Annotated in this window: 25 protein-coding genes; 13 read left to right on the forward strand and 12 right to left on the reverse strand. The window is 57.1% G+C overall.

The genetic code is table 11. From position 1 onward, the window contains the following. The first annotated feature begins 22 nt into the window (after positions 1 to 22). Positions 23 to 451, forward strand: a complete 429-nt coding sequence (locus tag HHJ16_RS07235; RefSeq protein ID WP_366557473.1) for an RNA-binding domain-containing protein — start codon at positions 23 to 25, stop codon at positions 449 to 451. Between the two features lie 66 nt (positions 452 to 517). Here the strand turns inward: HHJ16_RS07235 and HHJ16_RS07240 are convergent, their stop codons facing one another. Both HHJ16_RS07240 and HHJ16_RS07245 read right to left on the reverse strand, forming a co-directional pair. After that, the gene (locus HHJ16_RS07240) at positions 518 to 667 is read right to left on the reverse strand and encodes a hypothetical protein (RefSeq protein WP_293641930.1); all 150 of its coding nucleotides are present in this window, start codon (positions 665 to 667) and stop codon (positions 518 to 520) included. A 48-nt stretch (positions 668 to 715) separates the two neighbouring features. Beyond that, positions 716 to 919: a hypothetical protein gene (locus tag HHJ16_RS07245; RefSeq protein ID WP_293641931.1), complete on the reverse strand. Its 204-nt coding sequence runs from the start codon at positions 917 to 919 to the stop codon at positions 716 to 718. Positions 920 to 1,097: 178 nt separating this feature from the next. Between HHJ16_RS07245 and HHJ16_RS07250 the strand changes: the two genes are divergently transcribed. The 3 genes from HHJ16_RS07250 to HHJ16_RS07260 are packed head-to-tail and all read left to right on the forward strand — an operon-like array spanning position 1,098 to position 3,850. Then, positions 1,098 to 1,631 (forward strand): hypothetical protein, encoded by a 534-nt coding sequence (locus tag HHJ16_RS07250; protein WP_293641932.1) that lies wholly within the window; start codon positions 1,098 to 1,100, stop codon positions 1,629 to 1,631. Then, complete coding sequence (locus tag HHJ16_RS07255; RefSeq protein WP_293641933.1) at positions 1,628 to 2,326, forward strand: hypothetical protein; 699 nt, start codon at positions 1,628 to 1,630, stop codon at positions 2,324 to 2,326. The genes HHJ16_RS07250 and HHJ16_RS07255 overlap by 4 nt, the downstream gene beginning before the upstream one ends. 6 nt (positions 2,327 to 2,332) lie before the next feature. Beyond that, positions 2,333 to 3,850: a class I SAM-dependent DNA methyltransferase gene (locus HHJ16_RS07260; RefSeq protein ID WP_293641934.1), complete on the forward strand. Its 1,518-nt coding sequence runs from the start codon at positions 2,333 to 2,335 to the stop codon at positions 3,848 to 3,850. 46 nt (positions 3,851 to 3,896) lie between these two features. Here HHJ16_RS07260 and HHJ16_RS07265 read toward each other — a convergent pair whose 3' ends face one another. The 3 genes from HHJ16_RS07265 to HHJ16_RS07275 all read right to left on the reverse strand — a co-directional run bounded on the left by HHJ16_RS07265 (position 3,897) and on the right by HHJ16_RS07275 (position 5,487). Continuing rightward, entirely contained in the window at positions 3,897 to 4,424 is a 528-nt protein-coding gene (locus HHJ16_RS07265) for a cytochrome b/b6 domain-containing protein (RefSeq protein ID WP_293641935.1), read from the reverse strand. Between the two features lie 80 nt (positions 4,425 to 4,504). After that, a complete protein-coding gene (locus tag HHJ16_RS07270) occupies positions 4,505 to 4,993 on the reverse strand; it encodes a CinA family protein (protein ID WP_293641936.1) in 489 nt (162 codons plus the stop codon). Then, positions 4,993 to 5,487, reverse strand: coding sequence for a phosphatidylglycerophosphatase A (locus HHJ16_RS07275; RefSeq protein WP_366557474.1), 495 nt, complete (start codon positions 5,485 to 5,487; stop codon positions 4,993 to 4,995). The genes HHJ16_RS07270 and HHJ16_RS07275 overlap by 1 nt, the downstream gene beginning before the upstream one ends. A 624-nt stretch (positions 5,488 to 6,111) precedes the next feature. Here HHJ16_RS07275 and HHJ16_RS07280 point away from each other — a divergent pair. Further along, positions 6,112 to 7,482, forward strand: coding sequence for an NAD-dependent succinate-semialdehyde dehydrogenase (locus HHJ16_RS07280; protein ID WP_293641938.1), 1,371 nt, complete (start codon positions 6,112 to 6,114; stop codon positions 7,480 to 7,482). Positions 7,483 to 7,788: 306 nt separating this feature from the next. Here the strand turns inward: HHJ16_RS07280 and HHJ16_RS07285 are convergent, their stop codons facing one another. From HHJ16_RS07285 to HHJ16_RS07315, 7 genes are all read right to left on the reverse strand, one after another. Then, on the reverse strand, positions 7,789 to 8,508 hold the full coding sequence (locus HHJ16_RS07285) for a YafY family protein (RefSeq protein WP_293641939.1): 720 nt from the start codon (positions 8,506 to 8,508) through the stop codon (positions 7,789 to 7,791). Between the two features lie 141 nt (positions 8,509 to 8,649). Next, a complete protein-coding gene (locus HHJ16_RS07290; protein WP_293641940.1) occupies positions 8,650 to 9,021 on the reverse strand; it encodes a VOC family protein in 372 nt (123 codons plus the stop codon). 292 nt (positions 9,022 to 9,313) lie between these two features. Beyond that, on the reverse strand, positions 9,314 to 10,039 hold the full coding sequence (locus HHJ16_RS07295; protein ID WP_293641941.1) for an ABC transporter ATP-binding protein: 726 nt from the start codon (positions 10,037 to 10,039) through the stop codon (positions 9,314 to 9,316). Beyond that, the gene (locus tag HHJ16_RS07300) at positions 10,036 to 10,797 is read right to left on the reverse strand and encodes an ABC transporter ATP-binding protein (RefSeq protein WP_293641942.1); all 762 of its coding nucleotides are present in this window, start codon (positions 10,795 to 10,797) and stop codon (positions 10,036 to 10,038) included. Before HHJ16_RS07300 ends, HHJ16_RS07295 begins: the two co-directional genes overlap by 4 nt. Beyond that, positions 10,797 to 11,690 carry a branched-chain amino acid ABC transporter permease gene (locus HHJ16_RS07305; protein WP_293641943.1) on the reverse strand — a complete coding sequence of 298 codons (894 nt, stop codon included), beginning with the start codon at positions 11,688 to 11,690 and terminating at the stop codon, positions 10,797 to 10,799. The genes HHJ16_RS07300 and HHJ16_RS07305 overlap by 1 nt, the downstream gene beginning before the upstream one ends. Positions 11,691 to 11,693: 3 nt before the next feature. Next, positions 11,694 to 12,575: a branched-chain amino acid ABC transporter permease gene (locus HHJ16_RS07310; protein ID WP_293641944.1), complete on the reverse strand. Its 882-nt coding sequence runs from the start codon at positions 12,573 to 12,575 to the stop codon at positions 11,694 to 11,696. A gap of 106 nt (positions 12,576 to 12,681) precedes the next feature. Then, positions 12,682 to 13,839, reverse strand: coding sequence for an ABC transporter substrate-binding protein (locus tag HHJ16_RS07315; RefSeq protein ID WP_293641945.1), 1,158 nt, complete (start codon positions 13,837 to 13,839; stop codon positions 12,682 to 12,684). 793 nt (positions 13,840 to 14,632) lie between these two features. Between HHJ16_RS07315 and HHJ16_RS07320 the strand changes: the two genes are divergently transcribed. The 8 genes from HHJ16_RS07320 (at position 14,633) to flhF (ending at position 24,124) form a co-directional block, all read left to right on the forward strand. Beyond that, on the forward strand, positions 14,633 to 15,502 hold the full coding sequence (locus HHJ16_RS07320; RefSeq protein WP_293641946.1) for a CheR family methyltransferase: 870 nt from the start codon (positions 14,633 to 14,635) through the stop codon (positions 15,500 to 15,502). Continuing rightward, positions 15,499 to 16,158: a chemoreceptor glutamine deamidase CheD gene (gene cheD / locus HHJ16_RS07325; RefSeq protein WP_293641947.1), complete on the forward strand. Its 660-nt coding sequence runs from the start codon at positions 15,499 to 15,501 to the stop codon at positions 16,156 to 16,158. Before HHJ16_RS07320 ends, cheD begins: the two co-directional genes overlap by 4 nt. After that, a complete protein-coding gene (locus HHJ16_RS07330) occupies positions 16,155 to 17,240 on the forward strand; it encodes a chemotaxis response regulator protein-glutamate methylesterase (protein ID WP_293641948.1) in 1,086 nt (361 codons plus the stop codon). Before cheD ends, HHJ16_RS07330 begins: the two co-directional genes overlap by 4 nt. 76 nt (positions 17,241 to 17,316) lie before the next feature. Then, positions 17,317 to 17,715, forward strand: coding sequence for a chemotaxis response regulator CheY (gene cheY, locus HHJ16_RS07335; protein ID WP_293641949.1), 399 nt, complete (start codon positions 17,317 to 17,319; stop codon positions 17,713 to 17,715). Position 17,716: 1 nt separating this feature from the next. Further along, positions 17,717 to 18,358, forward strand: a complete 642-nt coding sequence (gene cheZ, locus HHJ16_RS07340; protein ID WP_293641950.1) for a protein phosphatase CheZ — start codon at positions 17,717 to 17,719, stop codon at positions 18,356 to 18,358. A gap of 128 nt (positions 18,359 to 18,486) precedes the next feature. After that, positions 18,487 to 19,629, forward strand: a complete 1,143-nt coding sequence (flhB, locus tag HHJ16_RS07345) for a flagellar biosynthesis protein FlhB (RefSeq protein ID WP_293641951.1) — start codon at positions 18,487 to 18,489, stop codon at positions 19,627 to 19,629. 35 nt (positions 19,630 to 19,664) lie between these two features. Then, on the forward strand, positions 19,665 to 21,716 hold the full coding sequence (flhA, locus tag HHJ16_RS07350) for a flagellar biosynthesis protein FlhA (protein WP_293641967.1): 2,052 nt from the start codon (positions 19,665 to 19,667) through the stop codon (positions 21,714 to 21,716). Continuing rightward, positions 21,713 to 24,124: a flagellar biosynthesis protein FlhF gene (gene flhF / locus HHJ16_RS07355; protein WP_293641952.1), complete on the forward strand. Its 2,412-nt coding sequence runs from the start codon at positions 21,713 to 21,715 to the stop codon at positions 24,122 to 24,124. Before flhA ends, flhF begins: the two co-directional genes overlap by 4 nt. Position 24,125 lies beyond the last annotated feature (1 nt).

The raw sequence follows: 24,125 nt of genomic DNA on the forward strand, positions 1-24,125 counted from the left end.
CTATAGCCAAATGACAAAAACCATGTGCCAGCTTGATCTTTTTTCCGCCCTGCAGTGCAGCACCGAGGACATAGCCACCAAATTCAAATCGGCGCGCGGTGGAATGCTCGGAAGTTTTTGGGAGTCCCATTCCGCCATGGCCAACACCCAAGGCGGCACTATCGTTTTGGGCGTGGCCGAAAAGTCCACCGGCTTGGTGTGGGAGGGCGTGCCGGACGCTGCCCAGTTGCGCACCGTGCTGTGGGGCCAATTGAACGATTGCCACATGGTTTGCAGCAATCTGCTGCGCGATGACGATGTGCGTACGGTGGAAGACGAAGGCCGCCAGTTTGTGGTGGTGAATGTGCAGCGTGCCTCACGCCTGCAACGCCCGATGTTTGTGGGGCGCAACCCCATGACGTGTACTTACCGCCGTCACTGCGCAGCATCCCGCAGTGCTGGGCACTTTTGAGATCGTGACGGACTTGGTGAATCAGTTGTATCCGGCAGGTTCACTATCAAAATAGAAGCTTCTCGCTCAGATTCCACGAGGGCTGGATTTAGAGAGGGGAATGGCCATGTGGCGCGCTTGTTGACCTTGTTGATGGCGTTCCAGGCGGGCCTGCCGCCGCTGGACTTTAGCCCCATGCTGAGCCGTGGTCGGCGCATCTACATTGGAGGTATTCATGCCGCGGTGGGGCGGGACTATCGGCCTCTGGCGGGGTGTTCGAAAAAATTATCGCGCGTTCAAAGCGGCGCGCTGCTGCCAATACGCGATGAAGTTTTCCCGTCTGGCAGGGGCCTTGGCCGCCATGTCATCGGTAAACGGAGCGCGAATGCCTTCTACCGCAGATGACGTTTTGGCGGAAATCCGAAGCGCGGCCTTGCGGCTGGCTTCTGTCCGGCTGCGCAGGTAGGGGTTGGATTCTTTGAGTGTCATGCGGCCATCGTAATTGTTGCCGGATTGGGCGTTCTCACGCGAGCCGGATGCGGTGACGGGTATGACGAGTTGGTGGTGCGGGCTCAGTCTGGATTTGGTAAGGGAGGATAAAAAATCTGGTTTAATCAAGTTTTCTTATTTCGCGAAATGCGAAAATATTCAAACTAGGTCACTTCACATGTCCACAATCGCCAACCGCCAGTTATCGCTTAAACCGCAGGATTTATATGTCTTGTTGGCTCTGGCGGCATGGGGCGGGTCGGTCATTACTTATCCCCAACTGGCAGCGTTTGCTGCGTTGTCCATCTCAGAGGTGCATGGTGCGCTGAAGCGGGCAGAGCAGGCGCGCTTGTTGTTTTTTGATGCCAAGCGCCCAACCATCATCAAGACGGCATTCAAGGAGTTTTTGTTCCACGGGGCCAAATATGCATTTCCGCCTGTGCGGGGAACGATGGTAGGCGGTGTGCCCACTGCATACGCCGCTGCGCCACTCAATGCCCAAATTGCGCCATCTGCTGATCCACCACCGGTCTGGCCCTCTGTGCTGGGAAGTGCGCGCGGCATTGGATTGGTCCCGCTCTACCCCACAGTGCCCATGGCCGCATTGCGCAGCCCGGCGCTGTATGAAAACCTGGCCCTGTTTGATGCGCTGCGCAGCGGCAATGCGCGGGAGCGCACCTTGGCGCAGCAACTGTTTGAGGAGCGTTTATGAATTCCAATGACCCCAATGTGCAGCGCGTGGAGCTGGTGGCCGAGGCGCTGGGTGATCTGTGCGACGAATTGGTGTTGGTGGGCGGCTGCGCCGCAAGTTTGCTGATTGATGCACCCACCTCGCCACCAGCCCGAGTAACCTACGACGTTGATCTGATTGTCGAGGTTGCGGCCCGCCAAGGCTATTACGCGATGGAAAGCCGTTTCGCCAAGCGCGGCTTTAGCCGTGACGTATCTGAAGATGCGCCCATATGCCGGTGGCGCATACGCGGAATTGAAGTGGATTTGATGCCCACCAACGAGAATATTCTGGGCTTCTCCAACCGTTGGTATCCAACGGCAGCGGCGTCTGCGGATGTGATGGCATTGCCAAGTGGGAGACGTATCAGCCTGATTTCCGCGCCCGCTTTTCTGGGTACCAAATTTGAGGCATTTCACACGCGCGGCAAGAACGATATGGTGATGAGTCATGACTTGGAAGACATCATCAATGTGGTCGAGGGTCGGCAGGGCGTGGTCGAAGAGGTTTCGGCTGCTGACCCCGCGCTGCGCACCTATCTGGCTATGCGCTTCCGTGAATTGCGGCAGCACACCGATTTCGACAATACGCTGCCCGGCCTGGTCGCCTTTGACGAGCTTTATCAAAGCCGCATTGAGGCTATACGCAGCCGCATTTCGGCCATTGCAGGACTTTAAAAAATTATGAACTCAGCCACCATCGTCCAGAAACTCTGGAACTATTGCAACGTGCTGCGCGACGACGGCATGAGCTACGGCGACTATGTCGAGCAGCTCACTTACCTGCTGTTCCTCAAGATGGCCGACGAGCGCAGCCAGTCGCCCTGGAATCAGCCCAGCCCGATTACCCAAGGTTTTGATTGGCCCGCGTTGCTGGCGCGCGACGGTGACGATTTGTTTGACCACTACCGCCACACGCTGGAAAAACTGGGTGCCGAGAAGGGCACCATCGGTCTGATCTTTGGCAAAGCGCAAAACAAATTTCAAGACCCAGCCAAGCTGCGCCGCTTGGTGGTCGACTTGATTGATTGCGAAAACTGGTCGGCCATGGGTGCCGATGTCAAAGGCGATGCCTATGAAGGTTTGCTGGAGAAGAACGCACAAGACACCAAGAGCGGGGCCGGGCAATACTTCACGCCGCGCCCGCTGATTCACGCGATGGTGGACTGCATTGCGCCCCAACCGGGTGAGACGATCTGCGACCCGGCCTGTGGTACAGGTGGTTTTTTATTGGCCGCGTTCAACCATGTGGCCGACCACAACCCCAACCTCACGCGTGTGCAAAAGAAACACCTGAAAGAGTCCGCCCTGCGCGGCTGGGAGCTGGTGCAAAGCACAGCGCGCCTGGCGGCCATGAACATGATGCTGCACGGTATTGGCTCCGACAAGTCGGTGCCGATCGTGGTGGCCGATGCCCTCGCCGCCGATCCCGGTGAACGCTTTGAGGTGGTGCTGGCGAATCCGCCATTTGGCAAGAAAAGCAGCACCATGATCACCGGCGCTGAAGGCAAAGTGAGCACCGAGAAAGACGTGATCGAGCGCGACGATTTTTGGGCCACCACGTCCAACAAGCAACTTAATTTTGTGCAGCACATCAAGACCTTGCTCAAGCAGCATGGCCGCGCGGCGGTGGTGCTGCCGGACAACGTGCTGTTTGAAGGCGGCGCGGGCGAAACCATCCGCAAGAAGTTGCTGCACGAGTGCGATGTGCACACGCTCTTGCGCTTGCCCACCGGTCTGTTTTACGCGCAGGGCGTGAAGGCCAATGTGGTGTTCTTTGAGCGCAAGCCTGCCTCTGAGACGCCGTGGACGAAGAAGCTGTGGATTTACGATCTGCGCACCAACCAGCATTTCACGCTCAAGACCAACCCGCTCCGGCGCGAGCACCTGGAAGAGTTTGTCAACTGCTACAACCCGGCGAACCGGCATGAGCGCAAGGCAACATGGAGCGCTGACACCAACGCCACTGCGGGCACCGGCCCGGATGGCCGCTGGCGTGTCTACGACTACGCCGAGTTGATTGCCCGCGACAAGGCCAGTCTGGATATTTTCTGGCTCAAAGACGACTCACTAGCCGATAGCGACAACCTGCCGCCACCGGATGTGATCGCACAGGAAATCGTGGACGACCTGGAAGCAGCGTTGGAGCAATTCAGGTTGATCGCCGGTGATATGGGCGCTGAGGTCGAGGCCAGTGTTTAAGTAGCTGGTCGGCGCTGGGCCGCTGCCTTTTATGGCACGGACAGCATTACACCCACATCCTTCGCAAGGTGTTGTCTTTGATGACGTAATGGTGAAACAACGCGCCGAGCGCATGCAGGCCAAGCAAGAAGTAGCCAATGGTTGCCACGACCTCATGCAGGTTCTTGATCTGATCAGACAGGTTCTTGTCCTGGCCCATCAGCGCGGGTAGTTCGAAGCCGAAAAACGGTATCGGCTTGCCTGCGGTGCTCAAAATAAGCCAGCCTGCCAGCGGCATGCCGATCATGAAAACGTATAACAACAGGTGAGTCGCTTTGGCCAGCCATGTTTGCCAGGCCGGACCTTGCAGTAGGGCCGGGCCGGGGCGCATCCAGCGTAGCAGCAGGCGGATCACCACCAGCACCAGCACGCTTAAGCCGAGCATGAAATGCCATGTTTTGAGTCCTTCTCTGGCGCTACTTTCCTTGGGAAAGTAATCACGCAAGTCGATGACGGTGTACACCGCTATCAGCAGCAACAGCATCAGCCAGTGAAGCGCCACGCGCGACGAAGGATATTTTTCAGAAGTTTGCATAGTATTTTTTTTCTGAGAATTGTTAGGAGTGTTGATGGTTTGAACTAACACGCAAAATTATCCTCCTCGCAGCGCCGGCGTCATATTTCGCCGGTGCACAGCGCCACCAGGCGTTGCAAGGCGTACTGCACAGTAGCTAAACGAATGGTAGCGCGTTCACCGTCAAAACGGCGCCTCTCGCTGATAACTCCCGCAGGTGTCGCCCAGCCAAACCAGACCGTGCCGACAGGCTTGGCAACGGTGCCGCCTGCGGGACCCGCGATGCCGGTGACTGCAACGGCTACTTGCGCGCTGGAGTTCGCAATTGCCCCCTTCACCATCGCTCGCGCCACTTCTTCGCTGACGGCACCGTATTGTTCAATCAGCGCAGCATCCACTCCCAGTAGTTCGGTTTTGGACGCGTTTGAATAAGTCACGAAGCCGCGCTCGAACCATACGCTGGAGCCTGCCAGATCGGTGCAAGTTGCAGCGATCAGACCGCCAGTGCAACTTTCAGCGGTGGCCAGCTGCCAGTTTCTTTGCTGAAGGCAAGCCGCTAAATTGACCACCAGCGCAGACAGCTCCGACATCAGAAAAACCTCCAGATGGCAATCACCATCAGCGTGCAGCCTGCGGCCACAAGGTCGTCGGCCATGATGCCCAGGCCTGCCCATGCCCAGGCATTCTGATCGGTAGCGGGGTCTAAGCCATGTGCCAGCCGATCGGCCCATCCGACGGGCCCAGGTTTGGCCGCATCAAAATAACGAAATAGCGCAAACGCGACCAGCTGACCCCAGAAACTGGTGGGCGTCACCAGCCACAACACGAGCCAGAAAGCCGCGACTTCGTCCCAAACAATGCTGCCGGGATCGAGCACCCGCATATTTCTGGCAGTGATGGTGCAGACCCACCAGCCTACCGCCACAGACGCGGCGATCAGTCCGCCCAGGTCTGCGGGCGACAGCCAGTGCTGGAGCACCAGGAACGACAGCCATGCCCACAAGGTGCCGGCGGTTCCGGGCGCCACCGGACTGAGGCCAGAGCCAAACCCCAAGGCGATCAAATGTGCGGGGCGTGCCAGCATGAATTTGGCACTAGGCCGCACCGGTTCACGATTGATGGGGCTTGCTGTTGGAGGAGTTTCAAGAGGCGAGGAGTTATCAGGCATGCGTTAATTATCAGGGAGGCGCATTAGTCGCGCTTGCTGCGCTTGCGCGCCAATTCGGCCATGGCGCATGGGGTGCCGGAATCAGCCAGCTAGGTAAATGGTGCGGGAGGCACCGTAGCATAAATCGACGCAGCAATCGCTTAGTCCAACGGGAACACAGATACCGCTTGAGCGGCCTCAATGGCGAATGGATGAGGGATTCCACGCAAGAGTCCCGCAATGACATAGCCATCAGGTCTGAGTGCGACCTGCCAGCAGTCCAGAAAATAGCTCGCCCATTGAGTAATTGTTCAGCTGATCTCTAATAATATTTCTGTCCCTACAAGCTGGCTTTTCGGATTGTCTGGACTGGTGAAGTCTGCGTTATTCCCAAAGCAGTTGCTGACTTATCTAACGTCCTTTCCACACTGTGAGATGGCACGGCGTCCTACATCCGGGTTCGCGATTAAAACCTATCGTTGGCATATGAAAGGATAGTTTGCGGGTATCGCAGCATGTCATCTTTTCTACCCACTCCCCCAACAGATTTAGAGAGAAACCATGGCCTATCAAAGCACCAATCCCTATGACGGTAAAGTTGTCAAAATCTTTGAAGAAATCAGCGACAAGCAGCTTGAAGATAAGCTGAAGTCCGCCTCCAACTGTTTTGAAACAGTGTGGAGGCAAAAGACCTTTGCAGAGCGCAAAGCGGTTTTGGCGCGAGCCGCAGCCATAATGCGCGAGCAGTCGCAAGCGCTTGCCGAACTCATCACGCTTGAGATGGGTAAGCTGATTCAGCAGAGCCAGGGAGAAGTGGCGCTGAGTGCGGCCATCCTCGATTACTACGCCGAACATGCCGAGGTATTCCTGGCGCCCGAGAAATTGAAGACGGCCAAGGGCGAAGCCATGGTGGAGAGCAGCCCCATTGGCGTGCTGTTTGGGGTCGAGCCGTGGAATTATCCGTACTACCAGATCGCACGCTTTGCAGCGCCCAACCTGATGGCGGGCAACGTCGTGATGGTCAAACACGCCTCCAATGTGCCGCAGTGCGCGCTTGCCTTTGAGCGGGTGTTGAAAGAAGCAGGAGCGCCGGAGGGTGCTTACACCAATCTGTTTATCTCCAAGGACCAGATTTCACACGTAATTGATGACCCACGCATCCGCGCCGTCGCATTAACGGGCAGCGAAGGCGCTGGCGCCGTCGTGGCCGCTCGAGCTGGCAAAAACTTGAAGAAGGCCACATTGGAGCTTGGCGGCAGCGATCCCTTCATCGTGCTGGAAGACGCAGACCTCGAAAAAGCCGTTAAATACGCCGTGCGTGGCCGGATGGGCAACGCAGGCCAAGCCTGTACGGCGTCCAAGCGCATCATCGTCGTGGAGGCTTTGGCCGACAGTTTCCTGAAAAAGTTTCAGGCTGCGATGGAAGGCTTCAAGCCGGGCGACCCGATGGACAAACAAACCACGCTAGCGCCACTGTCGTCAGCAGAAGCACTCAAGATCCTGTTAGGTCAGGTCGATGAGGCAGTGAGTAACGGCGCCCGTGTGCTAATCGGCGGCAAACGTATTGAGGGCCAGGTTGGCGCCTTCATGCAGCCAACAATCCTGACCGATATCAAGGCTGGAAACCCAGCGTATAAAAAGGAATTCTTTGGTCCGGTGGCCCTGTTTTTCCGCGTGGCCGACGAAAATGCGGCGGTAGCGCTGGCCAACGACTCGCCCTTCGGTCTGGGCGGCTCGGTGTTCACCCAGGACATTGAGCGCGGTAAAAAGGTGGCCCAGAAAATCGAAACCGGTATGGTATTCATCAACTCCGACTTGGTGTCCTCGCCCGAGTTGCCGTTTGGCGGCGTGAAGAATTCTGGCTATGGCCGCGAACTCTCCGGTGCAGGGATCCAGGAATTCGTGAATAAGAAATTGATTCGAGTGAGCTGAGCGCTTATCCGTATCGCGGGAGCTGGTGCAGACAAACACCCAAAGAAAATCAATGGGTTGCTGTCTCGCCCAGGAAATGCGCGGCTCTAGCGAGAGCTTGTTTGTTAGCGGAACGTGCCAGACTGGGCCGCAAGGCATCTGAGTTGGCGCCCAACGGGCGGAGCAAGCCTTGTTTTAAAAATGTTCATAGTTAGTACCCCTGCGCATCAGGTGGGGCATGGCCCTGCAGCGATCCGGATTTCTTCTGTCCGTTATCAAAGCAGTGGCCATCAACCACCACGGGTTCGACCTGATAAGCGTCAAACGCTACTCTGCGTCCGACCACGTCGCCTGAACCCGCGGCGGCGCCACGGCGCACAAATAATCAACCAGGGTTTTGCTGGGTTCGTCGCGAAACTCGCCCGTCCGGCCGTCCACGGCGCATACGCTGCCGATGCGGTCCATACGAAAAGTTCTGAAGTCGTGGCGACTCTCGCACCAGGCCGCCAGCGTCCAGACCCTGCCCCAATAAAAACAACCCAGCGGCCGAAGGGTGCGCTGGCTCAATTGATCGCTGGCATCGCGGTAGTCCACCAGCAGCTTGCGGTGGGCTCGCACCGCCTCGCGCAGGGTTTGGAGCGTGATCTGCACGGCAGGCTCCAGCCCTAGCGGAGGTGCATAAATTGCCATGCTTTGCGCCGCTACCCTGGCGGCGGGGGGCAACACCGACAGGATTTTGCTCAAACCCGCTTGCGAGGCTTGCGCCAACGCCGGGTCTTGCCAGACCAGCGCCATGCGCACCGAGGCCACCAGCGCCCGCGCCTCGTCATGGGTGAACATCAGCGGCGGCAGATCAAACCCCGCCCCCAGCCGATAACCGACACCCGCCTCGCCTTCGATCGGTACACCTTGGTGCTGCAGGTCGGCGATGTCACGGTACACCGTGCGCTCGGATACTTCCAGCCGCTGCGCAAGATGCGCCGCTGTGGTCAGGCGACGGCCCCGGATGAGTTGGACAATTTGAAACAGGCGGTCGGCACGGCGCATGGGTCGTATATAAACTTTAGGTCTGTAGACCTTATGATACTTGCACAAGCAGCTATTAAAACAATAGTGAACTGAGATGCAGCAAGGATAGCTCCGCCTGTATTGCTCACGGCAATCCAGTTGTTGCGCATGGCTTGGCCGTCACGCCAACGCGTGCAAACCGACCCGGTTGCCGTCCAAATCGGTGATGTGGGCAATGAAACCCATACCCGGCGGCAGCGCTTGGCGCGGCATGGCGATGTGTCCGCCCGCAGCGGTGACGCGTGCCAACACGGCATCCAGCGACGGCGAGGCATCCAGATAAATCAGGGTGCCGCCCGCGCTGGGCATCGGTGCCGTCGGCTCGGATATGATGGCGCCGCCCACGCCCTCGCCTTCATACGGAAACACGGCGCCTTCTGACGGCCCCATGGGCTCGCGGCGCATCTTGCAAGCCAGCACAGTTTCGTAAAAAGCCTGCGCCTGGTCAAGTTGAGCACTTGGAATTTCAAACCAGCTGATAGCGTTTTTCATAAAGGATTCCTGATTTATTAAAGAAGCCTTGATGCTGCACCAGGGCTGCTGACAACGGGGAGTCAGGAGACTTGCGGCAACCAGCCCGCCAGGTTGATGTGATAGCGCGTCGAGCAGCGCGTTCACGACGTTGCGATGACCAAGGCTTTCCGGCTCCGCGCCAGCGTTGGGCCACGCCAGCGACGGCGCCATTTCAGACGCTACGGCAGCAGCAGCGCGGCACCTCGTCGCGAACTTTTTCATGGCCCAAGCGACCATTCACGATCTGCCTCGGCTCGACAGGGTGATCCGATCAACCGCCCAGATACGCTTCCAGTACTTTCGGATCATGCAGCAGATTGCTACCGGTATCGGCCAACACAATGAGGCCGGTTTCAAGTACGTACCCATGGTGGGCGATGCGCAGCGCCTGTCGGACGTTTTGTTCGACCAACAGGATGGTCTGACCCGTGCCATTAATTTCCTTGACGATGCGGAAGATTTCCTGCACCAGCAGCGGCGCAAGCCCCATCGACGGTTCGTCCAGCAGCAAGACACGCGGTTTTGCCATCAGGGCCCGGCCTATCGCCAGCATCTGCTGCTCGCCGCCGGACAAATTACCGGCCAGGCCCCGCATTCTTTGCTGCAATACCGGAAACAGCGAATACACCCATTCCAGATCCTTTTTCGCTTGCGCATTGTCCTTGCGGGTATAGGCACCGAGCGAGAGGTTTTCGGCGATCGTTAATGTGGTCAGGATGGCACGGCCTTCTGCGACCTGTACAACGCCGTTCTGGACGATTTTGTGCGGCGACAGCTTGGTCAGATCGATATCATCGAGCAGGACCTTACCGCGCGTCGGCTTCAACAAACCGGACACTGCGAGCAACGTGGTGCTCTTTCCTGCGCCGTTGGCACCCACCAGCGCAGTGATCTCGCCTTCATTTAACGTCAGGTCGATGCCTTTAACCGCCTCAATATGACCATAGGCAACCGCCAGATTCTGGATCCGTAAAATCGGCTTAGCGTTGACCTTCATTCCGCTTCATCCTTGCCCAGATAGGCCTCGATCACTTCCTGATTACTCTTGATCTGATCCGGTGTGCCTTCGGCAATGATTCGGCCGAAATTCAGTACGGCGATGCGGTCACACAGGCCCATCACAAACCGCATGTCGTGCTCAATCATGAAGATGCTGTAACCGCGTTGTTTGATATTCAGAATCTCGCGCATCAATTCGGTTTTTTCTGCCGGATTCATACCTGCCACAGGTTCATCGAGCAAAAGTAATTTTGGTTCGGTTGCGAGCGCACGGGCGAATTCCAGCTTGCGCTGTTCACCATAAGACAGACTGTCGGCGAGCATTTCCGCCTTGTGTTCAAGCCGAACCCACGACAGCAGTTCCAGTGCCCTGACGCGCGCCCTCGCTTCTATCCTGCGATAGGGCCCTAAATTGAACAGGAGGTCCGAAAAACCATAGTTCATCTGATCATGCATACCGACCACCACGTTTTCGAGCAGCGTCATGTCCTTGAACACGCGGATGTTCTGGAAGGTTCGGGCGATGCCGCGTTTAGTGATCTTGTGAGGGGCTATGGTGCTGATGTCCTGGCCGTTGAATTCGATCCCGCCGCCGGAGGCCCGCAGCAAGCCGGTTATCAAATTAAATACCGTGGTTTTACCGGCCCCATTGGGTCCGATCAATCCGAAAATACCACCTTGGGGAACATTGAAATTGACGTCTTGCAACACCTGTAGGCCGCCGAAGTGCTTGCTTATTTTGTTAAGTTTCAGCATCAGGCCACCTCTTTAGTCTGGCTCTGTTTATAGGCCCGCCTGCGCCGGAAGAAACCAAGAATGCGACGGGGTTCCCAGATTCCTTGTGGCAGATACAGCACCACCAGTACCAAAATCAGGCCGTTGGCTGCCAGACGGAAATCCCGGAACTGGCGCAGTACCTCCGGCAACAGGGTCAGCACCGTGGCGCCGAGAGTGGGTCCGATCAGGTTGCTGGTGCCGCCGAACACGGCCATCGTGAGGATGTCAACGGCGTTTTCAAAAGCATAATTGCCTGGCCCGATGGTGAAGGTGTAGTGCGCGTTTAGACCGCCAGCGACGCCGGCAATAGCGGCCCCGGTGACGAACGCCAGGAGCTTGTAGCCCGCGACGTTGATACCCATCAAGCGGGCGGCAATTTCATCAGCCTTGATCGCCTCAAACGCGCGCCCGATTCGGGAGCGCCGCATTCGCCCCAGCACATACAGCGTGATGCCCAACAGCAGCGCGATGTGCCACCACTCGGTCTTCAGTGGAATGCCGTTGAGTCCCATCGGGCCGCCGGTCACATCAAGGTTCAATACGACGACTCTGACCACTTCGCCGAAGCCGAGGGTCGCCATCGCCAGATACACGCCGGACAGGCGCAACGTCGGAATGCCAATGATCAGCGCGACCAGCGCCGGCAACACGCCGGCGGCAGCTAGCGCGATTGGAAATGGCAAGCCGGTTTGCATGCTAATCATCGCTGCGGCGTAGGCGCCGATGCCCATGAATGCAGCATTTGCCAGCGACAGCAAACCGCATGACAGGGTGACGTAAATGGACAGCGCCAGCATGGCATTGACGCCAATTCCGAAGATGACGGTGTTATAGGTAGCCCAGAACCCGTCCCACCATTCAAGCACTCCCATCTGTTAGGCCTTTCGTTCCAGCACTTTGCCGAACATGCCCGAGGGACGGATCAACAAAATCAAAAACAGTAATCCGAATCCCACGGCGTCGCGAAAATCGCTGGAAATATAGGCTACTGTCAACACTTCGGCGAAGCCCAGAAACAATCCGGCGAACATGGCGCCGCGAATGTCCCCCATGCCGCCCAGGATGATCACGGCAATCCCTTTGTGCAGCATGGGCTGCCCCATGAAAGGGGAAATTGCATTGAACGACAAGCCGACCAGAACGCCGGCGGCACCGCCCAATGCAGCCGCTGAAAACGACGTCAGGTAAAACAAACCTTCCACATTGATGCCCAGCAGATAAGCTGCTTTCGGTGATTCGGCGATCGCGCGGAGCGCCCGACCTAATTGAGTACGGCGCATGATCGCCAGCAGCACCGCCATCAACAAAAACGAAATCACGACGATGCCGACCTGTACCGCAGTGACGTGCAATTGGCCCAGACTGATGCTTTCCTCGGGAATGGTGCCGACTGGGAAACGTTTGTTTTCAGCGCCGAACAAGCCTTGCGCCAAGTTGGTCAGGATAATGGCGATACCAATAGTGGCGATCATCGGCGCCAGGTGCGGTGCATTGCGCCCACGCAGCGGTTTCAGTACCAAAAAGTCCACCAGTAAGCCAATCAGGCCCGTCACCAGCATCGCCACCAAAAGCCCGGTCCAAAGTGGCATCGCGAGTTGGTCTACTACCAGCAGGGCCACATAACTGCCCAGCATGAAGATCGCGCCGTGCGAGAGATTGATAACGCCAAGTACCCCGAAGACTAGTGTGAAGCCAAGCGCGAATAGCGCATAGACGCTGCCGAGGGAGAGGGCGTTAATAAGTTGTTGTGCAAGCATAAATTGAGGAGCCTGCTATCTGGCACGGCGGGTCACCATGACGAGTTGTCGATGGATCGATGATTATAAATTTCCCCGCCTATTCGGCGGGCGGGGCGGGAACTGCTTACTTCAGCTGTACAAACTTGCCATTCTTTGCGATGTTGACGGTGGCCTCTTGCTGGGCGTCATAGCCTACTTCCTTGCCCGCCACTGCGGGCGCCTTGCGGAACGTGAATTTTCCAGTCGCCCCTTCGATCTTGACGGCGGGCAGGGCGTCACGCAGTGCAACCCGGTCCTTGTCCAGCGCACCTGACAACTTCACGTTGGCAAGCGCTGCAGCGACGATGTGTAGCGCGTCATAAGCTTGTGCTGCAAACTGATCTGGATCGGAACCGAATTTTGCCTTGTAAGCGGTCATGAACGCCTTGTTGGCAGGGGTCGCGTTTTCCGATGACCATGGACTACCCATTACGGTATCGTCACCGGCTTTTTTCGAGATTTCAAAAAGCTTGGGTGAATTGAGGCCATTACCGCCGATGAACGGCTGTTTCATGCCCAATGTTCGGGTTTGCAGCATGATATTGGCGGCCTCTTCGGCCAGGCAGGAGCAGACAATGGCATCCGGATTGCCTCCCTTGATCTTGGTGAGTTGCGCCTTGAAGTCGACGTCGCCCTTGGCATAAGTCTCAGTGCCCGTCACGATGATCTTCTGTTTCTCCAGCGTCGCTTTAAAGACTTCATAGCCGCTCTTGGTGAACGCGTCGTCGTTACCGTAAATCACCGCAACTTTCTTGATGCCGAAATGCTTGACAGCTACGCGAGTGGTGACTGGCAGAACGTCGGCTTCCATGACCGAGTTTCGGAACGTGAACGGGCCCATGGCCGTGATGCCGTCGGCCGTGTTACTGGTGCCGAATGCGACCACGTGAGCGGAGTTGGCGATCGGGTCAGCCGCAAAGGCAGAGTTGGAAAGAGTGGGGCCGAACACCAGCAACACTTTGTCCTGAAAAATCAACTTTTTGAAAACGGTGATTGCTTCTTCTTTTTTGCCTTGCTCGTCTTCCACGACCAGTGCCAATTTATTGCCGTTAACGCCACCTTTGGCATTGACCTCATCGGCGGCCAGAGTGAAGCCGTTCTTGATAGCAATGCCGTATTTGGCAGCCGGGCCGGTCAGCGCTGCAGCAACGCCGAGTTTGACATCGGCGGCGATCGCACTGCCGACGAGACATACGCTCAGGAGCGCAAATGATGATTTTTTCAACAGGGTTTTACTTTGCATAGTGCACTCCGGAATAGTGGGTAAATGGTATTGAAAGATAGGGTGTACGGCGTTTTTCACGCGACAAAAAGCGGGAAAAGCCCGACTGCTGCGGCCCAATACTATGCGATTTTGACTGATACCGGCCCCAATACGGAAGGCACCGCTTGAAGAAGTGTCGCAGCCGACGCCTGATTGACGCTTGGATGAGCCCATGCTCCGATGGGGGACTCGCTCCCAGACTTCTGGGTAGACGCCCGCCCGCTGTGGCTGAGGGAGAAGCTCGGCGGGTCCGTCGCCGCATAGCACGGTGGTTCAATTTCGCCGCTTCCCGCACACTGTTGGCCTGAGCTGATCAAGCGCATCTTCTTCAAAATGGCAAGAATCTTTCAGCCCTCTATTTCGGTCAAATCGGTTGAGGAAATGAAGGCCCGCATTTTAAAGGGTTTGCCGCGTTCAGGGCCTCACAGGTCGTGTTTCGCCAGAACCCGGTTGACTGCAGCGCAATCTCACGGGTCTCTATAGCCAGGAAACGAACTGCTAATCTGCCAGTCATAGGGGAAAGTGAGGGATTTTTGGATTCCTTTTCAGTCTATGGGGTCAAGCGATGCCTCTGTATATTTCAGTCTGGATACCTTGACGAGCGATGATCTGGTGTTGACTGAAGCGCACAACCGATATCAATGGGATTTAAATAGTTGCCTTGACAGGCATCACTGACCTGCAGGACCAACTTGTCTCACCACTGATTTTGATAGAAATTCCGACAGTGGGTTGATGTACTCAATTTGCGTGCGGGATGGCATAGAAATGTATGAACACAACATCGCACATTGGTACGATCTCCGCGGCGATTCCAGAGTTTCTTCTCACCGACCATGATTTTTCTAAAATACGCACGCTGATATACCAACGTGCCGGAATAGCGCTGGGCGATCAAAAACGTCAAATGGTGTACGGTCGGCTCTCGCGGCGGTTGCGGGAGCTTGGGCTCAAGGAGTTCTCGACCTATCTGCGCTTACTCGAAACCGACCCAAACATGGGTGAGTGGCAATTGTTTACCAATGCTTTAACCACCAACCTGACGGCGTTCTTTCGCGAGGCCCACCATTTTCCTGTACTTGCGGAGCACGCACGACGGTGCCCCCAGCCCGTCAGCGTCTGGTGTTCTGCGGCTTCCACCGGCGAAGAGCCCTACTCGATTGCGATGACGCTGATTGAGGCGCTGGGTAGTCGTGCCGGCGCTGCCAATGTGTTGGCCACCGACATCGATACCCAAGTGCTTGCCAAGGCGGCTGCAGGCGTTTTTACCCTGGAGCAGGTTAGCAAGCTGCCCCTGGAACGTCTCAAGCGATTTTTCCTGAAAGGCGCCGGTGTGCAGGCAGGAAAAGTATTGATACGGCCGGAAGTGGCAGCGATGGTGAAGTTCGAGCAGCTCAATTTACTGGATCCTCATTGGGCACTGAAGGACCCGTTTGACGCCATCTTCTGCCGCAACGTGATGATTTATTTCGACAAGCCGACGCAAGGGAAAATTTTGCAGCGCTTTGTGCCGCTGCTGAAGCCGCATGGTTTGTTGTTTGCCGGTCACTCTGAAAACTTTTCTTTTGCCGGTCAGGCGATCCGATTGCGCAGTCAGACCGTTTATGAATTGGCGTCTAACCCTATCAAGGAGGTGGCATGAATTTGGTGGCGGGGGAGTTTGTCGCCACCCACCATTATTTTGACCGTGAGTTCGGGATCGCAGCGGTCAAGCTGCTACCGGGGGAATATTACGTCACCGCCAAAAATATGGTGTTGACAACCGTACTAGGATCGTGCGTATCAGCTTGTGTGCGTGACAGTACGGCCGGTATTGGCGGGATGAACCACTTTATGCTGCCTGACGATGCGGATCCGACGTCCCGGGACGCCACCGCATCCATGCGGTATGGCGCTTATGCCATGGAGATGCTGCTCAATGAATTGTTCAAGGCCGGCGCTAGACGCGAAAGACTGGAAGCGAAAGTATTTGGTGGCGGTGCCGTGCTGCCCAATATGACAATGCTCAATATTGGTGACCGCAACGCCACTTTTGTGCTGCGCTATCTGCAGATGGAGCAGATCCAGATAGCCGCTCAGGATTTGCGGGGTGGGCTGCCGCGTCGCATTAATTATTTTCCTGAAACTGGCAGAGTAGCCGTGCGCAAGCTTCGTAATCAGAACGATGTGTTGCTGGTGCAGCGTGAGGAGCAGGCGTTGGCCCAGGCACTGGTCAGTCAGCAAGACCAAAATAACGTGGTGCTCTTTGACAGGGGGCGTCCACGCCACGGTCTCACCAAAAAAAGCGGCATCCTATGAGCGTCGATAAAATCAAGGTTCTGTGTGTCGACGACTCGGCATTGATACGAAGTTTGATGACGGAAATTATCAACAGTCAGCCTGACATGATCGTGGTGGCAACGGCCTCCGATCCCCTCATCGCTCGTGATCTGGTCAAGAAGCATAATCCGGACGTCATGACGCTGGACGTTGAAATGCCCCGCATGGACGGGTTGGAGTTTCTCGAAAAACTCATGCGTTTGCGACCTATGCCGGTGCTGATGGTGTCGTCCGTTACCGAACGGGGATCGGAAGCGGCACTGCGCGCCTTAGAACTCGGGGCGATCGACTTTGTCACCAAGCCGCGATTTGACATACGGGATGGCCTGCTGGCCTACACGGACTTGATTGCCCACAAGATTCGTGTTGCCGCTAGCGCCCGAATGCTACCCGGGCGGTCCGCAGCGAAGGGGCTCAGTCGGACGGTGTTGGCAGATGCGCCGATGCTTCACAGTCCGTTGTTGAGCATCCAGAAGCTCATTGTTATCGGCGCATCCACCGGGGGAACCGAGGCCATCCGGGAGCTATTGCAACCCCTGCCACCGGACAGTCCGGGCATCCTGATTGCGCAACACATGCCGGCCGGCTTTACCAAATCTTTTGCGCAGCGCCTCAACAACTTGTGTCGTCTGACGGTATCGGAGGCGGTGCATGGTGAGCGAATAGTGCCCGGCAATGCCTACATCGCGCCAGGCGGATTCCATTTGTCGTTGACACACAGTGGCGCAAATTACGTTACGCGAGTAGACCAAGCGCTGCCGGTGAATCGGCATCGCCCCTCTATTGACGTGTTGTTCGATTCCGCCGCAAAACATGCTGGGAAAAATGCCATTGGCATAATTCTGACCGGCATGGGCCGCGATGGTGCGGAAGGATTGCTGCGTATGCGGCAGGCCGGTGCCCATACACTGGCACAAGACGAGGCCAGTTGCGTGGTGTTTGGCATGCCGCGAGAATCGATCGCCATTGGAGCTGCGAGCGAGGTTGTTCCGATACAGGAAATGAGTCAGCGCTTAATGGCTCATCTGCGCTCGCTGGCTGAGCCGGCTGATCGGGCATAGACGCAGCGTGAAATTTTGTGAGTGTGCAGTAAGCCCGGCTGCAGGCTTAAGTTGGTAGTCAAATATTGGAGTGGACGTGGTCGATAAAAGCATCAAGATTCTAGTCGTGGACGATTTCCCGACCATGCGCCGGATTGTTCGCAATCTGCTCAAAGAGCTGGAGTTCGTCAATGTTGACGAGGCTGAAGACGGCGCAGTCGGTCTGGAAAAGCTGAAGGGCGGTAACTACGGCTTTGTGGTATCCGACTGGAACATGCCCAATATGGATGGCTTGGCCATGTTGAAGGCGATTCGCGCCGATCCTCAATTGGCCAAACTCCCGGTCTTGATGGTGACCGCAGAAGCGAAAAAGGAAAATATTATCGCGGCGGCCCAAGCTGGCGCCAGTGGGTATGTCGTCAAGCCGTTTACAGCCGTTACTCTGGAAGAGAAAATTATCAAGATATTCGAAAAAATGGCGAAGGAGGGTGCTTGATATGGAGCCGACAGTACTTCCTGGCGTGAGCGTTTGTGATTCGACCGAGCAACTGCTTCACCGCATCGGCCAATTGACGCGCCAGATGCGCGAAGGTATGCGTGAGTTGGGCCTGGACAAGGATATTGCCAGGGCCGCTGAAGCCATCCCCGATGCACGAGACCGTCTGAGCTATGTCGCCCACATGACTGAGCGCGCAGCGGACAGGGCTTTGAATGCGATCGATCTGGCCCAGCCCATCCAGGAAAAACTGGCCAAGCAGGCAAATGGCCTGACGCAGCGCTGGAATGTCTGGTCTTTGAGTCCATCGGAGCTGGACGGCGCGCGCGAACTGGTGGTCGATACGCGCGCTTATTTGTCGGAGGTGCCGCAACAGGTCAGTGCGACCAATGCCCAATTGATGGAAATCATGATGGCGCAGGACTTCCAGGACCTGACAGGCCAGGTCATCATGAAGATGATGGATGTTATCAAGGACATGGAGACGCAGCTACTTCGGCTGCTGATCGACAATGCGCCGCCCGAAAAACGGCAGGAAGTAAGCAGTAGTCCGCTCAACGGACCTCAAATCAAGTGCGGTGACCCCGACGCGGCCGAGAACCAAGTCCAGGTCGACGATTTGCTGGCCAGTCTCGGATTTTAGGAAGTCACGCGCCCCTCATTGCCCAAAGAACAGGTCTATCCCTCGCCTGTTTCGCCGATTAGTGCAAGCCGCCTGCCTCAATAATCTTGGGGACAGGGGGCCTTTGCACCTAGCGCTCCGGAGCATTGATGGCGGAAGAAAGTGATCTTGAAAAAACCGAACCCGCCTCACCCAGGCGTCTTGAAAGGGCGCGCGAGGACGGGCAGGTAGCGAGGTCCCGGGAATTGGTCACCTTTGTGATGCTGGCCACTGGTGTGAGCGGCCTTTGGGTTATGGGGGAAATGATCGGCAACCATTTTGGCAGTGCGCTGCGCAATGGCCTGCAATTCGAGCGGGCGTCTGCGTTCGACGAGTCGCACATGATGGTGCAGGCCGGAACCGCCGTGCTTCAGGGGTTGCAGGCGCTGATGCCGCTCCTCGGCATGATGATGGTTGCCGCGCTCCTTGCACCGATGATGCTCGGCGGCTGGCTGTTCTCAACTAAATCGTTGGCTCCCAATTTTTCCAAATTGAATCCGGTGTCGGGTATCGGGCGCATGTTTTCCACCGAATCGCTGGCCGAGCTGGTCAAGACCATGGTCAAGTCCCTGCTGATTGGTGGCGTGGCCTGGTGGGTCATATCCGGCAATGTGGTGTCGATCATGGCGCTGATGAGTGAGCCTGTGCACTCGGCGTTGCCGCATACCCTGCGGCTGGTGACCAGCAGTTGCGCACTGATCGTTGGCTCGTTGTTGTTGGTGGCTGCCATTGATGTGCCTTATCAGTTGTGGAGCCACTTTCGCAAGCTGCGCATGTCGACCGAGGATTTGCGGCAGGAGCAAAAGGAAAACGATGGCGACCCGCAAGTCAAGGCCCATATCCGTCGACAACAACAGCAGATGGCGAAGCGCCGCATGATGTCCGAAGTTCCCAAGGCTGACATCATCGTCACCAACCCTACCCACTTCGCGGTCGCCCTCAAGTACATCGACAAGGAAATGCGCGCGCCGCGCGTCGTCGCCAAGGGTGCCGATCTCGTGGCGCTGCGCATTCGCGCAATGGCCGAAGACAACAAGATTCCGATTCTGGAGGCACCGCCGCTAACGCGGGCGCTGTATCGCCATACCCAATTGGGTGACGAGATCCCCCTGGCTTTGTATGGGGCGGTGGCGGAAGTGCTTGCCTGGGCCTATCAGCTGCACCGCCAGATCAGCGAAGGCGGCGTGGTGCCACCAGCGCCTCGTGACTTGCCGGTGCCTGAATCGCTTGATCCGCTGGGAAGCCCTGCATGACCGTGATGGATTCATTGTCACGCCTGCCCAAGTTGATGTTGGGCGGCAACACGGCAAAGGGCTTGGTCGGGCCAATTTTGATCATTCTGATTCTCAGCATGATGATCCTGCCGTTGCCGCCGTTTCTATTGGACCTGCTGTTCACGTTCAATATTGCGCTGTCCATCATGGTTTTGCTGGTCAGCATGTACACGCTGAAGGCGTTGGATTTTGCAGCCTTCCCTGCGGTACTGTTGTTTACCACGCTGTTGCGGCTGTCGCTCAATGTCGCTTCCACCCGTGTCGTGCTGATGGAAGGGCACACCGGCCCTGATGCCGCCGGTAAGGTGATTGAGGCTTTTGGGCATTTCCTGGTTGGCGGCAACTTCGCGGTTGGCGTCATGGTCTTCATTATTCTGGTGGTGATCAACTTCATGGTGATCACCAAGGGCGCGGGTCGTATTGCCGAAGTCGGCGCCCGCTTTACGCTCGACGCGATGCCCGGAAAGCAGATGGCGATCGATGCGGATTTGAATGCCGGTCTGATCGGTGAAGACGTGGCGCGCAAACGCCGTGCCGAAGTTGCGCAAGAGGCCGACTTCTATGGGTCGATGGACGGTGCCAGTAAGTTCGTTCGTGGCGATGCGGTCGCGGGCTTGCTCATTATGGTGATTAATATTATTGGCGGTCTGATTGTTGGGGTCGCCCAGCACGGCCTCGATTTCTCGGCGGCGGCCACGACTTACACCCTGCTTGCGATCGGCGATGGCCTGGTCGCGCAGATTCCGGCGCTCGTGATTTCAACGGCAGCGGGTGTCATCGTGTCCCGAGTGACCACCGACGAGGATGTAGGGGAACAACTTACCGGCCAGTTGTTTGCTAATCCGCAGGTGTTGTTTCTTACTGCGGGCGTTATCGGATTGATGGGATTGATTCCCGGGATGCCCAATCTGGCGTTCCTGATCATTTCCGGCAGCCTGATCTGGTTAGGACGGCGCGTGATGCAACGAGTCGCAAGGGGCGTTGACACCCTGGCTGCGGCACCTTCTCCGGTGCCTGCATCGGCGGAGCCGCAGGAGGCCACATGGGACGATGTCACGCTAGTCGATCCGCTCGGACTTGAAGTGGGCTACAGGTTGATCTCGCTGGTGGACAGTACCCAAAGTGGTGAGTTATTGGGGCGTATCAAAAGTATTCGCAAAAAGTTCGCGCAAGACATTGGTTTTCTGGTGCCCGTGGTTCATATTCGCGACAACTTGGAGATCAAGCCGAATGCGTATGTGGTCAAGCTGAAAGGTGTCGAGATTGGTCATGGCGAGGCGTCACCTGGCCAATGGATGGCCATCAATCCGGGACAGGTCAGCGCGACCTTACCCGGCACGCAGACCAAGGACCCGGCGTTCGGCCTTCCTGCCGTCTGGATTGACAGCAGCTTGCGCGAACAGGCCCAGATCTATGGGTACACAGTCGTCGACGCGAGCACTGTGGTGGCGACCCACCTGAATCACCTCATTCACGCGCATGCGGCCGAACTGCTGGGACGACAGGAGGTACAACAGTTGCTGGACCGCATCGGCAAGGAGTCGCCAATGCTGATCGAAGGTCTGGTACCCAAGGCGCTGTCGCTGACGACCGTGCAAAAAGTGCTTCAAAATCTGCTTGACGAGAGCGTGCCGATTAGGGACATGCGCACTATTCTGGACGTGCTCGCGGAGAACGCCCCGACTGTGACCGACACGACAGAGTTGACGTCGTTGATCCGGCTGGCACTGGGGCGTGCGATCATCCAGCAAAGTTTTCCAGACAATGAAGAGCTGCAGGTCATTGGCCTCGATAGTTCGCTTGACCGCGTGTTGTTGCAGGCCTTGACCAATAGCAATGGTCTCGAACCAGGCCTGGCCGACAGCCTCCTGCGCGAAGCCCAGTCGGCCATGGCGCGTCAGGCCGAATTGGGATTGGCTCCAGTTTTGGTAGTGCAGCATTCACTGCGCGTCTTGTTGGCCCGCTTTCTACGCCGTAGTTTGCCGCTGCTCAAAGTACTTTCGCATGCCGAAATTCCAGACACCCGCACCATCAAAGTAACCACCCTCATCGGAGGTAAAGCTTGACCACCGCTACGCAAGCCCTGTTGGCTACTTGCAAAGTCATCGCCGCATCGAGTCGGGAGGCTCTCCGCCTGGTGCGGGAACGGCTGGGACCCGATGCCATCGTGTTGTCCAACCGGGTGATCGCCGAGGGCGTCGAAATTGTGGCGACTTTGGAGAGTTCTGCGGAGGAGATGGCGATTCCAGAGCGGCAAGTTCCGGGACCCGACCAGCGTCCTGTCGAAACTCGTTGGTCGGTCGATACGCCCCTGGTGCCTGGGATCGTCAGCGATGAAGAGGGCGCTCTGCGGGAAAATAAGTCGGTGCGCGGCTTGATTGAAGAGCGCTTGGCCGGGCTCTCCTGGAATGAAGCCCAGCGGCGGGAGCCTCTCCGCGGACATTTGCTACGGACTCTCTTGGGGGCCGGCTTTAGCGCCCGCTTGGCCAAAGACCTTTTAAAGGACTTGCCCCCCAATCAGAGCTATGCCAGTGGCCTGAGCTATGTCAAGTCGGCGCTGGCGCGCGACCTGCCCATGCTTGAGAATGATGACGCCTTGATGGACGCGGGGGGCGTTTACGCCCTGATGGGACCGACGGGAGTTGGCAAGACGACGACCACAGCCAAGCTCGCCGCGCGTTGCGTCATGCGCTTCGGAGCGGAAAAACTGGCGCTGGTCACCACCGACAGCTACCGGATCGGCGCCTACGAGCAATTGCGTATTTACGGCCAAATCCTGGGTGTGTCGGTCTACGCCGTTAAGGACGCAGTCGACCTGGAACTGGTGCTGAAGAACCTTCGCGAAAAGCATATGGTGCTCATCGATACGGTGGGCCGGAGCCAGCGCGACCGTGCTGTCTCGGACCAGATTGCGATGTTGTGTAGTGCCGGCCGCCCGGTCAAGCGCCTGCTGTTGCTTAACGCGTCCAGTCACGGAGACACGCTCAACGAAGTGGTGCAGGCCTACCGCTGCGGTGAGCAGACGGCGAACGAGAAAGATTTAGTCGGATGCATCTTCACCAAAGTGGACGAGGCCACGCATCCGGGGGTACTGATTGACATGGCGATTCGTCATCAGTTGCCCTTGCACTACATCTCTAGTGGGCAGAAAGTCCCGGAGCATCTGGCACTGGGGGACCGTAACGGGTTGATTGACAGTGTGTTTCAGGCCCACAGTCAAAGCTCCTTTTTTATTCCTGGTGAAGCCGATCTTGACGAACGGCTAGTGGCGCTCAGCAACGATGCGGACGTGGCGGCAGCGGAGGCCGTTAGTGAACGCCTGCGTTCGCAATGCCATCAACTGATTCGGGTACTCGGCCACAATTCCCACGAGTTGACTTCCCTTGCGATGACGCTTGCGGCCGGTCAAATCGGTTTCGATGAGACCCGTTTAATCTGGCGCAATCTCTCTGATGACCGGATCGGGGAGGAAAAGATTGCCCGAAACCTGCTGGCGCAGGCTATTGCTGACAGCAAGCTCAGTTGCCACGACTATGTGTTGGCAATTACCGGCGAGATCAGCCTGACCTCTGATCAAAGCGCGGAAGCTTCTCCGCTCGTCAGCAGCCTCCTGCTGTCGGATAAAACCGGCTTACCTTTCGCCGCACCGCATCAATTTCCGCTAACTCCTGCGCCGTCTGGCAGGGTGCAGTCTGGCTGGATACAACAGCAGAAATTTGGTCGCCCTGTCGTTCATCTTCTCTCCCGTATCCCCGCCTCCGCGAGGAGCCCTGAGTGGCCACCCCTCGATGGTCAATGGGTGGCAAGCGCTAGCGCGGCCTGTCGCATCGTGGACGCTGGAAATGGCACACCAGGAACGCTGGAGAAGCTGGCTGCGGGACTCACTTTCAGCGCGTCTCAGCCGGCCATATACCGGGGGAAGGCCGCATTACTATCGGTGGCGGAAGCTTTGGTAGGTCTGCGCCCCCACCCAAAGAACAACCTAATGGGTGAAGAAGTGGCCGCTTCCACCCTGCGTTGCGTCGTGAAGCGTTTTGTCGATGTAAACAACGGGAAAACGCTGGCGCACAGCTATGTACTTGCCAGTAGCGGCCTGCAAGCAACCGCATTGCAGGTGGCTCAATGGTCAGCCTGGCGGGCTCTTGCAGAGCCCTATTTCAAACTTTACGCGCAGGGTATTGTGCAACTCGCAAGCACTTCGGCATTGGGCGGCGCTTCCCTGACGAGGCGTTTCCTGATTGCTGGGCAGGCTTCCACCACGGTGTTCCGTTTGCAGCGCGCGCAGGGCGCCTGGGCTGAAACCGCGCGAAAAATATTGGCGCAGTTGGCGGGTCGATCCGTTCGGTCCGATCGACCGATACCGGGCCTTGCGCTGTTTGAGGGTTTGGGAAAACTTTTCGTGCTTCGGGATGCGCTGGAGACTGATGCAGCGGCAGCATTGCCTCAGTCCGACACGACCCAGGTGCAGCTCTGAT

The sequence above is a fragment of the Polaromonas sp. genome (genome assembly GCF_012927485.1).
GTDB lineage: Bacteria > Pseudomonadota > Gammaproteobacteria > Burkholderiales > Burkholderiaceae_C > Polaromonas.